13 protein-coding genes are annotated in these 12,270 nt (G+C 68.5%); 6 read left to right on the plus strand and 7 right to left on the minus strand.

Annotated elements, in window-relative coordinates; translation table 11 throughout:
* The first annotated feature begins 96 nt into the window (after window positions 1–96).
* Window positions 97–2,937 carry a hypothetical protein gene (locus I1E95_RS00750; protein ID WP_197164503.1) on the plus strand — a complete coding sequence of 947 codons (2,841 nt, stop codon included), beginning with the start codon at window positions 97–99 and terminating at the stop codon, window positions 2,935–2,937.
* Window positions 2,938–2,966: 29 nt separating this feature from the next.
* Here the strand turns inward: I1E95_RS00750 and I1E95_RS00755 are convergent, their stop codons facing one another.
* Complete coding sequence (locus I1E95_RS00755; RefSeq protein WP_197164505.1) at window positions 2,967–3,614, minus strand: NAD(P)H-dependent oxidoreductase; 648 nt, start codon at window positions 3,612–3,614, stop codon at window positions 2,967–2,969.
* A 118-nt stretch (window positions 3,615–3,732) separates the two neighbouring features.
* Here I1E95_RS00755 and I1E95_RS00760 point away from each other — a divergent pair, with 118 nt between their 5' ends.
* Window positions 3,733–3,942 carry a hypothetical protein gene (locus I1E95_RS00760; protein ID WP_197164507.1) on the plus strand — a complete coding sequence of 70 codons (210 nt, stop codon included), beginning with the start codon at window positions 3,733–3,735 and terminating at the stop codon, window positions 3,940–3,942.
* A gap of 9 nt (window positions 3,943–3,951) precedes the next feature.
* Here the strand turns inward: I1E95_RS00760 and I1E95_RS00765 are convergent, their stop codons facing one another.
* On the minus strand, window positions 3,952–4,302 hold the full coding sequence (locus I1E95_RS00765; RefSeq protein ID WP_197164509.1) for a hypothetical protein: 351 nt from the start codon (window positions 4,300–4,302) through the stop codon (window positions 3,952–3,954).
* 40 nt (window positions 4,303–4,342) lie between these two features.
* A complete protein-coding gene (locus I1E95_RS00770; RefSeq protein ID WP_197164511.1) occupies window positions 4,343–4,627 on the minus strand; it encodes a high light inducible protein in 285 nt (94 codons plus the stop codon).
* A 110-nt stretch (window positions 4,628–4,737) separates the two neighbouring features.
* On the opposite strand from I1E95_RS00770, the gene I1E95_RS00775 reads away from it, so the two are divergent.
* Both I1E95_RS00775 and I1E95_RS00780 read left to right on the plus strand, forming a co-directional pair.
* Window positions 4,738–6,297 (plus strand): NAD(P)/FAD-dependent oxidoreductase, encoded by a 1,560-nt coding sequence (locus tag I1E95_RS00775; protein ID WP_197164520.1) that lies wholly within the window; start codon window positions 4,738–4,740, stop codon window positions 6,295–6,297.
* Between the two features lie 42 nt (window positions 6,298–6,339).
* Window positions 6,340–7,029 carry a hypothetical protein gene (locus I1E95_RS00780; protein WP_197164522.1) on the plus strand — a complete coding sequence of 230 codons (690 nt, stop codon included), beginning with the start codon at window positions 6,340–6,342 and terminating at the stop codon, window positions 7,027–7,029.
* 3 nt (window positions 7,030–7,032) lie between these two features.
* On the opposite strand, the gene I1E95_RS00785 is transcribed toward I1E95_RS00780, so the two are convergent.
* The 4 genes from I1E95_RS00785 to cax are packed head-to-tail and all read right to left on the minus strand — an operon-like array spanning window position 7,033 to window position 9,867.
* On the minus strand, window positions 7,033–7,533 hold the full coding sequence (locus tag I1E95_RS00785) for a hypothetical protein (protein WP_197164524.1): 501 nt from the start codon (window positions 7,531–7,533) through the stop codon (window positions 7,033–7,035).
* A gap of 19 nt (window positions 7,534–7,552) precedes the next feature.
* Complete coding sequence (locus tag I1E95_RS00790; protein ID WP_197164526.1) at window positions 7,553–7,813, minus strand: hypothetical protein; 261 nt, start codon at window positions 7,811–7,813, stop codon at window positions 7,553–7,555.
* 35 nt (window positions 7,814–7,848) lie between these two features.
* Window positions 7,849–8,760 carry an amino acid ABC transporter substrate-binding protein gene (locus I1E95_RS00795; protein ID WP_231594757.1) on the minus strand — a complete coding sequence of 304 codons (912 nt, stop codon included), beginning with the start codon at window positions 8,758–8,760 and terminating at the stop codon, window positions 7,849–7,851.
* A 42-nt stretch (window positions 8,761–8,802) separates the two neighbouring features.
* Window positions 8,803–9,867, minus strand: a complete 1,065-nt coding sequence (gene cax / locus I1E95_RS00800; RefSeq protein ID WP_197164528.1) for a calcium/proton exchanger — start codon at window positions 9,865–9,867, stop codon at window positions 8,803–8,805.
* 78 nt (window positions 9,868–9,945) lie between these two features.
* On the opposite strand from cax, the gene gltS reads away from it, so the two are divergent.
* Both gltS and gap read left to right on the plus strand, forming a co-directional pair.
* A complete protein-coding gene (gltS, locus tag I1E95_RS00805; protein WP_197164530.1) occupies window positions 9,946–11,142 on the plus strand; it encodes a sodium/glutamate symporter in 1,197 nt (398 codons plus the stop codon).
* Window positions 11,143–11,209: 67 nt separating this feature from the next.
* Complete coding sequence (gene gap / locus I1E95_RS00810) at window positions 11,210–12,205, plus strand: type I glyceraldehyde-3-phosphate dehydrogenase (RefSeq protein WP_197164540.1); 996 nt, start codon at window positions 11,210–11,212, stop codon at window positions 12,203–12,205.
* The last annotated feature ends 65 nt before the right edge of the window (window positions 12,206–12,270 follow it).

Genomic DNA, 12,270 nt, shown 5'->3' on the forward strand with positions numbered 1-12,270 from the left:
GCAGGACAGACGGCTGTGAATCCTTGTGACCCTGACGGTTCCGCTCCCCTTCCATCCCTGAGGTTCAGGGCTGGAATCCCCTCCTGAAGGGCCGCGATGGAGTTTCTGCTGGCGCTGCTCGCCCTGACCGGGCTGACGCTCCTGCTGCTGGTGCTGCTGCTGGCGGTGCTCGGTCTGGGCTGGCTGCTGAAGCGAAGCCAGCGGGGGACCATCGGTGGGGCGATCGCTGAGGAGCTGCTGCAACGGCTGGACAGGCTCGAGGCGCGGTTGGAGCGGCTGGAGGGATTGGAGGTCCGGCAGGCGCCCGAGGGCGGCTTGGTCTCAGCAGGGGTGAGGCCACCCAGGGTGTCGCCGGCACCGCCCCCGGTGTCAGCCTCACCCCCTGCTCCGGCACCCTCCGGGGCTCCATCCCGGAATCCGTCAGTCGTCAAGCGGCTGGAGCAGGGGATCGAGAACTGGACCGGACGGCTGGGGGCTGCCGCGGTGGTGGCCGGAGTCACCTTCCTGCTGCTGCACAGCGCCTACCGGCTGGAGCCCGCCCAGCGTTTCCTGCTCACCCTGCTGGCGGCGGCGGCCCTGGCGGGGCTCTCCCTCTGGCTGGCCCGATGGCCCAGCTGGCGGGAGCTCTCCGAATGGATCCGCAGCGCCGCCGGGGCCATCGCCCTGCTGGCCTGCGCCGCGGCAGGGGGATTGCCTGGGCTGGGGCTGCAGTGGATCGACCAGCCTCTGCCCGCCCTGGCGATTCTGCTGCTGGGCATCGGCCTCAACCTGCTGCTGGCCTGGCGATCACGGCGTCAGGCCCTGGCCGCCGCCCACGTGGTGCTCTCGCTGGTGCCCCTGGCGATCGTGCCCCCCTCGGCGATGGCCCTGGTGCTCGCCGGCGCCATCGCCCTGATCGGCCTCGGCCTGGCCCAGCAGCGCCGCTGGGACGGGGAGCTGCTCAGCGTGAGCGGGGCCGCGGCGCTCCACCACTGGTTCTGGTATGCGCAGACCGATCTGCCCTTCCGCAACGAGGACCTGCGCCCCGTCGGACTGGCCGCCGCCGTGGTGGTGTTCGGAGCCGGCGTGCTGGTGGTGCATGGGCAACGGGCCCGGTCCGGCTCCTTCAACCTGCTGCCGCTGCTGGCCCTGCTCACCAACTGGATGGCCCTGGCCCTGGCCTTGCTGGCCTATCCCGCCGGCCCGGTGGGCCGGGCCCTGAGCTGCGTTCTGGCGGCCCTGCTGGCCGCGGGGCTGGCCCACCGGGCCGGCCGCGGCGGCGTGGCCTGGCTGCAGCGGTCCGAGCAGCTGATCGCCCAGGTGCTGGTGATCAGCGCCCTCTTCAGCCTCGGACCGCTGCTGGCCAACGGACTGCTGCTGCTGCTGGCGGTGCTCCTGGCCTGCCTGGTGTTCCTGCGGATCTCGAGCACTGACGCCGACAGCTGGTGGCCCAGGATCAGCTGGGGTCTGAGCCTGGGCTTCGGAGTGGTGCTGGCCCTGGTGGGCCTGATCCCGGCGATCGGACCCAATGGCAGCCAGAACGCCACCATCCTGCTGCTGGGGGCAGGGGCGGCGGCGGCCACCTCGGTGGATCTGAAACGGGCCCGGCCAAGCCTGGGCTGGCTCAGCGGCGGGCTGGTGGTCAGCGCCGCGGTGCAGGCCCTGGCGGGCGGTTGGATGGAGTGGCTGGCGCTGGCGGCGCTGGCAGCGATGGTGGTGCTGGCGAAGCGCGTGCGGGCACCCGGGGTACTGGCGGGCGCCCAGGCCGCTGGCGTGATGGTGCACGGGCTGGCCTGGCTGAATCTGCTGCTGGCGTCCCCCTGGCCTGCCGGCGCCGTGAGCCTGCGCCTGCTGCCCCTTCTGCTGCTGGCGGGGTTGTTGCTGAAGGCCGCAGCCAGGGGGCGGGCTCGCCACGCCGCCATCGTGCTGCTGGCGGTGGATCTGGGGGTGGCCGCCCAGCTGCTGCTCGCTCCGCTCTCGCCGCTGCTGCCCGCTTCGGTCTGGTTGCTGCTGGCGCTCCCCCTGGCGGATCTGGCGAAGCGGAGCCCGGCGCGAAGGGCACGCACCCTGCTGCTGGTGGGTGCGGGCTACCTGCTGGCGGTGCTGGTGGTCTGGCCCGTCTGGGTGCTGCCATCGACGGCACAGCTCGGGCTGATGCTCTGGAGATGGCCCCTGGAAGGGCTGGGCCTGGCGGTGCTGCTGCGCTGGTGGCGGATCAGCCGGCAGGAGCCCCTGAGCGCCTACCCCGGCTGGAGGCAGCTGCGCCCCTGCCTGCTGGAAGCTGTCCTGCTGACGCTCAACCTGATCCTGCTCTGGGAGCTGTCCCCTGCCGCGCTGACCCTGGCCTGGGCCGCTCTGGCCCTGCTGCTGATCAACCGCTGGGCCAACCGCGTCCTCGAGCCGCGGGGGAGGCTCTATGCCCTGCCGATCAGCTGGCTCGGACTGCTGCAGCTGGTGTTCGCCCTGCGCAGCCTGCGCCTTGACGGAGCAGGCTGGGGCGCGGGTGATCAGCTGCTGCTCGGGCTGGCGGTCCTGCTGCAGATCGTCTTCGTGGTGGTGCAGCACCGCCAGGTCCCCGTGGAGGCCATCGCCGTCCCGGGAGCTGCGGCTGGTCCCACGGCCCTGCTGCAGCGTCTGGAGGGTCAGCGGCTCGCGGCCATTGATCTGCCGATGCTGGCGGGGCTCGCCCTGGCGATCTACTGGCGCTTCGATGCCGGCCTGCTGACGCTGCTCTGGTCGGCCCAGGCGTTCCTGGTGTTCTGCCTGGGGGCCTGGTTGCGCAACAACCCCCTGCGCCATCTGGCCCTGGCGGGACTGGGGCTCTGTCTGCTGCGGCTGCTGGTGATCGACCTGGCCCGGGCGGATCTGGGCCTGAAGGGAGTGGTGTTCGTGGGGGTGGGGCTGCTGCTGCTGGCGATGAATGCCCTGGTGAACCGCTACAGCGACCGCTTCGGCTGAGGCCCCACACCCAGACCGGAGCCTGAGCCTCAGCGGTGCTCGATCAGCTCCTCGAGGGGGTAGCGCACCTTCGCGAGGGCGGCGTACTTGTCGTTGGCGCTGCGGTATCCGGCGGCGCAGACCACGCAACTGCGGTAAGGGGTGTCCTCGAGGGCCAGCAGGCGGTCGTAATCGGGCGGGGAAAAGCCTTCGATCGGGCAGGTGTCGACTCCGAGCAGAGCCGCCGCCGTCATGAAATTGCCCAGGGCGATGTAGGTCTGATTGCTCGACCAGACCTGGATCCTGGCGCTGCGGGGACCCGCCACCAGGTCCTTGTGCATCAGCTCGCGGTAGCCGGACAACGACTCCGGTTCAAGACCGCGAGAGGCGGCGGTGGCGGTGATCAGGCGGTCGAGATCACGGTCCTCGATCCGGCGCCGTGCCAGGAACACCACCAGATGGGAGGCCTCGGTGATCTGGGCCTGATTCCAGGAGAACGGGCGCAACTCCTGGCGCAGTGCCGGATCGTCAATGACCAGGAATGTCCAGGGCTGCAGGCCATAGGACGAAGGGGTGAGCACCAGGGCACGCTCGAGGGCGGCCCATGTCTCGGTGGGGATCTTGCGCTCGCCGTCGAACTGCTTGGTGGCATAGCGCCACGTCAAGGCGTCGAGCAGGTCCGGGCTGGCAATCGGCATGGGCTTGTCCTGTGAAGAAAATCTTAAGGAGCCTGGATCGGACTGCGCTGCTTGTGCCAACCTTGATGCCGTCACAGGGCCGTGTCCCCGACTCCCACTTACCCGCCGCTCAGCACCGATGGAGCACTGTTCCTTCACTGGCCGGGCGATCTGGCTGAAGCGCTCAAGTGTCGACGCACTGCGCAGCCGCCTTCTGGATCTGCAGGCGAGGCTGCAAGGCCAGATTCAGAGCCTGCCGCTGGGCAACGAGGGCTGGCTCGACACCGAACGGGAGCTGAACGCAGCCGAGGCTGCCCTGTCGCAGCTCGGGGACTGGCGGCTGGGTTGAAACCGACCCTCAGCGACTGCAGAGGAAGGTCTCCGGAGAACCCACCAGCAGGCTGAAGGTGGGTCGCTCAGGGTCGGCGGCGGACCAGAACCACTTTCCGTCGGAGTAGCTGGGGGCACCCTTCGCATTGCTGCGGGGCAGCTGCAGGCTCAGATCACGCCAACGCAGGACCACGAAGGCGCCCGGAACGGTGCCGGCACTGCTGTTGGGGATGTCCCGAGCGTCAACGGCACCGGCGTGGACGTCGGCCAGCAGGGGATCTCCGGCACAGAGATAACGCTCCGCTGGAGCGGCCTGGGCGGGTGACACCAGAAAGCCGCCCAGAAGCAGGGCGGCCAGGAGGACTGCAAACACGTGCATGACAGCAGATGGGCTCAGCCTGTGCTGAGCCCGGTACGCATCAGCCGATGCCGAGCAGGCCGCGGGTGAAGGCCTCGCCACCCAGGGCGAATTCGGTGGCCAGCAGAGCGATGAAGCCCAGCATGGCCATGCGGCCGTTCAGCTTCTCGGCGCGCTCATGGAAACCCCAGCCGCTCTCGGGGCTCACCACTTCCATGCGGGGCTCGGTGGCGAAGGCATTGAGGCGGCCGCCGTCTTCGGTGGTGACAGTGGCACCGCGGATGGTGGCGCGCTCGCTGGCGGTCACAGGGGCCGAACTGGGGGCGGTGGCGGTGGCTTGAGCCATGAGGGTCTCCGTTTCAATGAATTCAATGTAACACATTGTTGCGGATCATTACAAGCGCCCTCCGCTCAGCCGGCTCGCCATCATCAAGAGCAGATCCAGTCAGCCCGCACGTGTCCGCCCCGCCCTCCAGCTGTGATCTGGTCGTGATCGGCAGCGGTCTGGGCGGGCTCAGCTGCGGTGGCCTCGCCGCCCTGCACGGGCTCGATGTGGTGGTGCTCGAAGCCCACGATCGCGCAGGCGGAGCGGCCCATGGCTTCGAGCGGCGCGGCTTCCGGTTCGAATCCGGACCCTCGCTCTGGAGCGGACTGGGGCGCTGGCCCAGCAGCAATCCCCTGGCTCAGGTCCTGCGGGCACTCGGGGAAACCGTGCCCGTCGCCACCTACCACGACTGGGGGCTGCTGCTGCCGGAGGGTCCCCTGAGGATCGGTGTGGGCCCCGACCCCTTCCGCGCCACGGTCCGCGAGCTGCGGGGGGTTGCCGCAGCTGATGAATGGAGCGCCTTCATGGCCTGGCTCCAGCCCTACAGCGAAGCCGCCCTGGCCCTGCCCCTGCTGGCGATGCGGCCGGGGCTGGGTATGGCCGCCGTGCTCGGGGCCCGCCGCTCCGCCCGTCTGGCCCGACTGGCGCCGAAGCTGGCCGCCCTGGGCGGAGCATTCGGGCCGATGGCACGCCGCCATCTGCGTGATCCCTTCCTGCTCCATTGGGTGGACCTGCTCTGTTTCCTGATCTCCGGCCTGCCGATGGATCAGACCAGCGCCGCCGCCATGGCGACCCTCTTCGCCGACTGGTTCGATCCCGGCGCCTGCCTGGAGTACCCCCTCGGCGGCAGTCCAGCTGTGGTGGCGGCCCTGGTGCGGGGTCTGCAACGCCACGGCGGAGCGCTCCACACCAGCGCTCCCGTGGCCGAGATCACGCTGGAGGACGGTGCCGCCCGGGGGGTGCGCCTGGTTGATGGTCGGCTGATCCACGCCCGGCGGGGAGTGGTGAGCAACGCCAGCCCCTGGGACACCCTCGCCCTGCTGCCGCCCGGATCCCCTCACGCCCGCTGGCGCCATCAGCGGGAGTCCACCCCGGCCTGCGCCAGCTTTCTCCACCTGCACATGGGCCTGCGCGGCGAGGGACTCCAGGATCTGCCGGTTCACCACGTCTGGGTGGGCGACTGGGAGAGGGGCATCGGCGCCGAACGCAACATGCTGGTGCTCTCGATGCCCTCGCTGCTGGATCCCTCCCTGGCCCCCGAAGGGCACCACGTGCTGCATGGCTACACACCCGCCAACGAACCCTGGGAGCTGTGGCGCGACCTGGAGCCGGGAACGGAGGCCTACGAGAGCCTCAAGCGCGACCGCTGCGCCCTGTTCCGCCAGGTGCTCGACGGGATCGTGCCCGACCTGGAGGAGCGCCTGGTGCTCGAGCTCCACGGCACACCCCGCACCCATCAACGCTTCCTGCGCGTGCATCAGGGCAGCTACGGCCCCGCGTTGGGGGCCGACCAGGGCGTCTTCCCCTCCGGATCCACCCCGATCGAGGGGCTCAGCCTCTGCGGAGCGGGGGTGTTCCCCGGTATCGGCGTACCGCCGGTGGCGGTCAGCGGGGCGATGGCCGCCCATGGCTTCGTTCCCATTGCCAGGCACAGGGCGCTGCTGGAGAGCCTTGATCTGCTCAGGCCCTGAGCCCAGGGCACGTACTCTTCCCCCAGTGCGACAGATCAGCGGGTGCTGAAGGGCAGTGACAACCGGGTGGACGAGCTGAAGGCCCTGGGCTGGTCAGCCGAGGACCTCAGGAAGTACGAGGAGCTCTGGGAGTACCGCCAGCGCTGGGGTGCGATCAACCTGGAGCGGGAGGAGCGGGAATTCCTGCGCAAGGCCGAAGCGGCACTGCCCAGACGCGCCCCCCATGGCAAGGGCGGGGGGCGCAAGACGATTCAGGAGAAATCCCACTACCGCTGGTTGGCAGCCCAGCTCGAGGCCATGCGCAACAGCCCTGTCGAGGCGGGACTGGAGAACGGCCGCATCGGTGCCTGGCCGATCGTGCTGGAAGAAGAACTCCGCGCCCTGGCTTACTACGAACCGGTGCTGGGCCTGCCCGACACCCTCAAGGCCAAGGCCTTCACTCCGGCCAGGGAGCGCTGGATCGAAGCGGCCGCCGCCAGTGGCGAAACCCTCAGCTTTGATTTCAATGGGGCGCTGGAGGCCATCCGCCAGAACGGCACGTCCACCTGGAAGTCGCTGCGTTCGGAGGCCGTGGAGAACCCCATGAGCTACCCGGTGCTGGATCCGGAAGCCGCCGCCGGTTTCCGCGCCATGGTGCGCCAGGAAGTGCTGGCACTCACCCGCAGCACCTTCCCCTCCCTGGCCGAAACCGGCAAACCCGAACCCCCCGACGACTGGCAGCCCAGCCGCTGAGGATCAAGGAGTGGCGCGGTCCTTGCAGGCATCCGTGAGCAGCCGGGTCTCAAACCCCGCCACGGGCTTTTCCCAACCTTTCCAGGTCATCGACGCGCCGGTGACGTTGATCTGACCGGCCTTGCAATTGACCGAGAGATAGATCATCTGATTCCTGTCATTTCGACTGCGGCTCACCAGGCTGCCGTCCATCAGCTGCCAACTGGACCAGTCGATGGTCAGCGGACCGTAGACGCGCCAGTCGGCCGCCATGGCCGGTTGGGCCGAGGCCGCCAGCAGAGCCCGCGTCCAGAGCGAAATGGGCCCTGCGGCGGTGGGAGCAGGCGGAGTGAGCGGCCGGGGCCTCGGCTCCGGGGTGGGCGCCAGCAGCATGCGCACGATCACCACCGCCAGATTGACGGCGATCAGGGCGAAGGCCAGGGCCCCGACCCCGGCCAGAACCCTCAGGCCCAGAGGGCGTGAGGGCGCCGTGGCCAGGGCGAGATCGTCGGGATCCTGGGACATGCGATGGGTCGGCGAGGGCCTAGGGAGCGGGTTTGGCTGCAGGCGGAGTGGTGGTGAACTCGACGCTGCAGCGGTAACGGAAACTGTCGCCGGGCATCACGATCTGCTGGCAACGGCTGCCGGTCACCGTGGCACCCTCGGGGACCTGGCCGGTGGCCTCCTGCAGAGCACTCTCCTGGTCGATGATCGAATCGGCCGTGACGGAGCCGGCTCTGACGGGAAGGGCTCCCAGCAGCAGGACGGCCGAGAGACCGCCGAGGGATCGGATCAGGCTGGACATCGCAGGGACACGGGATGAGTGGGATCGTGACCGCCTCATGGTTTGGTCGGCACTTCCTCCTTGAAGTCAACCATCAACTGCATGGTTTCGGTGAACAGGCCGGTGACGTCCTGGGTGAGGGGCGTCTTGCCCTGGGGGCCGAACCAGCGGTCGAAGATGCCCCGCTCCCTGGGCTGCTGACGCAGAAACCCCTGCATGTAACGGATCAGGGCCAGGTCCACCACCCGCTGAAAGGACGAATTGTTCTGGGGCAGCATGCAGGCGATGCCCTCCCTGGAGTAGGTGTCGGCCGAGACCATGAAGGGAGCCTGGCCGCCCTGTCGCTGCAACCAGGCATAGAGCAGCATGCCGTCGTCGGCGAAGGCATCGATGCGGCCTTGCTGCAGGGCCTCATAGCCCGCCTGGCGGTCCTTGAGCAGCACCACCGAGGCTGCCGGCTGACGGCTGGTCACCGCCAGGGCACTGGTGGTGCGTGGCAGGGCGCCCACCCGTTTTCCGGCCAGGGAGTCCGGAGAGGAGAGCCCGGAGCCCCGGGGCACGAGCAACTGGGTGCCGGTGATGCCGTAACTCACCGAGAAATCCACCTTCTCATCGCGGCTCCAGGTGAAGCTGCTGGCATCGCAGACCAGGTTCACCGCCCCCGATTCCAGGCTGGAGAGGCGCTGATCGGTCTCGAGCGGCACCAGCTTGAGTCTGATCGGACGGCCGGTCTGGCGCTCGATCTCCTCCCGGATCAGGTTCATCATGTCGATCGAGTAGCCCACCAGCTCCCCCTCCTCGTTCTGGTAGGCGAAGGGGAAGGCATCCCGGCTGGTGCCCCCCACCAGGACGCCCGAAGCCGCCACCGACTCCAGAAGAGATCCGGCGGAGGCCGGTGCGGCCAGCGCCAGACAGGTGAGGAGTTGCAGCAGCGGGAGCAGACGTTTGACCAGCAAGACTCGACTCACCAACAGGATTGAACTTGGATCAACATAGTCCAAAGCCTCAAATCAGAGGGCCTGAAAGTAAAGACCAGCCGCCAGAATCACATAGGCAGCCAGGAGCAGCACCCCCTCCAGCCAGTCGGAGCGGCCATCGAGGCTCACCAGATTGCTCACCAGCACGGCCGTGATCACCGCCACCAGCTCATAGAGCTCGAAACTGAGGTCGAGCGGATGTCCGAGCAGGGGCCCAGCCAGCACCAGCACCGGCACCACCAGCAGGGCCACCAGCAGGGTGGAGCCCATCGCGACGGACACCGCCAGGTCCATCTGATTCCGGCGCGCCATGGTGATCGCCGTGAGGAATTCCGCCGCTCCCCCCAGCAGCGGCAGCAGCACCACCCCGGTGAACAGATCCGTGAGCCCGACCTGAGCCGTCACGGACTGCACCACCCCAAGGAAGATCTCCGACACCAGGGCCAGGGCGGTGGTGGCCCCGATCAGCACCAGCAGCCAGGGCATCGGGCTGACGGGGGACTCCTCATCGCGGCACTCCACCTCCGCCACCTCGTAGAGGGCCCGATGGGTGCGCAGCGAGAAGATCAGGGTCAGCAGGTAGACCAGCAGCAGCACCCAGGCCACGAACCCCGAGAACGCCACGGTGCGCTCCGGAGCCGCGCCCGTGGAGATCACGGCGACGCTGGGAATCAGGATCGCCAGCACCGCCAGGGTCATGGCCGAGCCGTTCACCCGGGCCACCACGGGCTGGAAGCGCTGCTCGCTGCGTCCCAGTCCCCCCAGGAACATCGAGAGACCGAGGGCCAGCAGGAGATTGGCCATCACCGTGCCGGTGATGCTGGCCTTGACGATGTCCACCAGCCCGGCCCGCAGGGCCACCAGGGCGATGATCAGTTCCGAGGCGTTGCCGAAGACGGCATTGAGCAGAGCGCCGGTGGACGGGCCCAGCGCCACGGACAGCTTCTCGGTGGCCATGCTCAGCCAGATGGCCAGGGGAAGGATCGCCAGCCCCGAGCAGACGAACACCACGGTCTCGCCCCAGTGCAGTGTCTCAGCCGCCAGGGAAAGGGGCACCAACACCAGCGAAGCCGTGGCGAAGGTCCGACGGCTGATCATTCGAGGGACCCTTGCTGGCGCCATTCTGAGCCGATCCCAGCCGGTAGGCTCTGTCGGTCCGGAGAAGATTCCGCAGGAATGGAGATCGCCGGTTTCGCCACGTTCAACATCGCCATCGTGGTGCTGGCGGTCGGGCGCTGGCTGAATCAGCGCCTGGCGGTGCTGCGCCAGTTCAACATTCCCGAGCCGGTCAGCAGTGGCCTGCTGGTGTGCCTGCTGCTGGCCCTGGTGCATGGCGTGAGCGGGCTGGAGATCAACTTCAACCTCGACACCAGGGATTTTCTTCTGCTCTATTTCTTCGCGACGATCGGGCTCAACGCCGACGTCAAGACCCTGCTGGCCGGTGGCCGGCCGCTGCTGGTGCTGGTGGTCCTGACCGTGATCTTCATGATCCTGCAGAACCTCACCGGCGTCGGGGTCGCCGGACTGCTGGGTCTTTCTCCCCTCAAGGGACTGCTGGGGGGGTCGGTGTCCCTGCTGGGGGGTCATGGCACCGCCATCGCCTGGGCGCCCCGCTTCGCCCGGGATCACGGCATCGGCAACGCCCTGGAGATCGGCATCGCCTGCGCCACCCTGGGCCTGGTGCTGGCCTCGTTGATGGGAGGCCCCGTCGCCCGGTTCCTGATCCGCCGCCATCAGCTGCGCCCGGGTCCCGCCGACGGAGCGGGCGAGCGGGCCGACACCCCCGCCGATCCGCGGCCGGTGGATTTCTTCAGCCTGCTGCGCACTCTCTTCTGGCTGAACATGAGCCTGGCCCTGGGGGACGTGCTGCATGAGGCCCTGAAGGCGATCGGCAGCAACCTGCCCCTGTTCGTCTGCGCCCTGTTCAGCGCGATTCTGATCACCAACACGGTGCCGCGACTGATGCCCCGCCTCATCTGGCCGGCCCGGACCCGTTCGCTCGCGCTGATCTCGGAGATCTCCCTGGGGATCTTCCTGACGATGTCGCTGATGAGCCTGCAGCTCTGGACCATCGCCGAGCTGGCAGGGCCGATCCTGATCATCCTGGCCGCCCAGTTCCTGGTGGCCGTGCTGTTCGCGGTGATGGTGGTGTTCCCCGCCATGGGCGGCAGCTACGACGCCGCGGTGATCTGCTCCGGCTTCGGCGGGTTCTCCATGGGGGCCACCCCAACCGCCATGGCGAACATGGCGGCGGTGACTCACCGCTACGGTCCGTCTCCCCAGGCCTTCATCATCGTGCCTCTGGTGGCGGGCTTCTTCGTGGACATCAGCAACGCCGTGGTGATCCAGCGCTTCCTCACCTGGCTGGGCTGAACGCTGGGTTCCCCGGGGGCTGCCGGTAGGGTGAGCGGTTGCAGCACAACCGCTCAGAGGAGAGGAAATGGCGATTGCCCTGGGGATCAACGGATTCGGTCGGATCGGGCGGCTGGTGTTTCGCCGCAGCTTCGAGATCGAGGGGATCGATGTGGTGGCGATCAACGATCTGATCGACCTCGATTACATCGCCTACATGCTCCGCCACGATTCCACCCACGGTCGCTTCCGCGGCGAGGTGGAGACGCGTGACGGCCAGCTGATCGTCAACGGCAAGGCCATCCGGGTGACCTCCGAACGCAATCCGGCGGCCCTGAACTGGGGGGCCGTGGGCGCCGAGGTGGTGCTGGAATCCACCGGCCTGTTCCTCACCGACGCCTCGGCGAGGGCCCACATCGAAGCGGGCGCCAGGAAGGTGGTGCTCTCGGCCCCCTCCAAGGACGACACGCCGATGTTCGTGATGGGGGTGAACCACCACTCCTACGCGGGAGAGGACATCGTGTCGAATGCCTCGTGCACCACCAACTGCCTGGCCCCGATCGCCAAGGTGCTGCATGACACCTTCGGCATCCGCGACGGGCTGATGACCACCGTGCATGCCATGACCGCCACCCAGAAAACGGTGGATGGGCCCTCCGCCAAGGACTGGCGCGGTGGCCGCGGCGCCGGCCAGAACATCATTCCCTCCTCCACCGGTGCCGCCAGGGCGGTGGGCAAGGTGATCCCCTCCCTCAACGGCAAGCTCACGGGCATGGCCTTCCGGGTGCCCACCCCGGATGTGTCGGTGGTGGATCTCACCGTGAATCTGGAGCGCCCCGCCAGCTACGAGGCCATCAAGGACGCGATGAAGGCGGCCGCCGCGGGGCCGATGGCCGGGGTGCTCGGCTACACCGAAGACGAGGTGGTGTCGTCGGATTTTCTCGGTGAAACCTGCACGTCGGTGTTCGATGCCGGCGCCGGCATCGCCCTCACCGACACCTTCGTGAAGGTGGTGGCCTGGTACGACAACGAGTGGGGCTATTCCTGCAAATGCCTGGACCTCATCCGTCACATCAGCGCCTGAGGGGCTGGCGGATGCGGGGATCTGCGGTTGATTGAGCCCTGCAGGTCCCCTGCGCCGCATTCCCC

The organism is Synechococcus sp. CBW1107 (genome assembly GCF_015841355.1).
Taxonomy (GTDB): Bacteria; Cyanobacteriota; Cyanobacteriia; order PCC-6307; family Cyanobiaceae; genus Regnicoccus_A.

Excerpts from the sequence above, each read along its gene's own strand:
- I1E95_RS00790 (WP_197164526.1), bottom strand. The coding sequence starts at position 7,813 with ATGTCCAGCCTGATCCGATCCCTCGGCGGTCTCTCGGCCGTCCTGCTG.
- I1E95_RS00750 (WP_197164503.1), top strand. The coding sequence starts at position 97 with ATGGAGTTTCTGCTGGCGCTGCTCGCCCTGACCGGGCTGACGCTCCTG.
- cax (WP_197164528.1), bottom strand. The coding sequence starts at position 9,867 with ATGATCAGCCGTCGGACCTTCGCCACGGCTTCGCTGGTGTTGGTGCCC.
- gap (WP_197164540.1), top strand. The coding sequence starts at position 11,210 with ATGGCGATTGCCCTGGGGATCAACGGATTCGGTCGGATCGGGCGGCTG.
- I1E95_RS00770 (WP_197164511.1), bottom strand. The coding sequence starts at position 4,627 with ATGGCTCAAGCCACCGCCACCGCCCCCAGTTCGGCCCCTGTGACCGCC.
- I1E95_RS00755 (WP_197164505.1), bottom strand. The coding sequence starts at position 3,614 with ATGCCGATTGCCAGCCCGGACCTGCTCGACGCCTTGACGTGGCGCTAT.
- I1E95_RS00785 (WP_197164524.1), bottom strand. The coding sequence starts at position 7,533 with ATGTCCCAGGATCCCGACGATCTCGCCCTGGCCACGGCGCCCTCACGC.
- I1E95_RS00760 (WP_197164507.1), top strand. The coding sequence starts at position 3,733 with ATGGAGCACTGTTCCTTCACTGGCCGGGCGATCTGGCTGAAGCGCTCA.
- I1E95_RS00765 (WP_197164509.1), bottom strand. The coding sequence starts at position 4,302 with ATGCACGTGTTTGCAGTCCTCCTGGCCGCCCTGCTTCTGGGCGGCTTT.
- gltS (WP_197164530.1), top strand. The coding sequence starts at position 9,946 with ATGGAGATCGCCGGTTTCGCCACGTTCAACATCGCCATCGTGGTGCTG.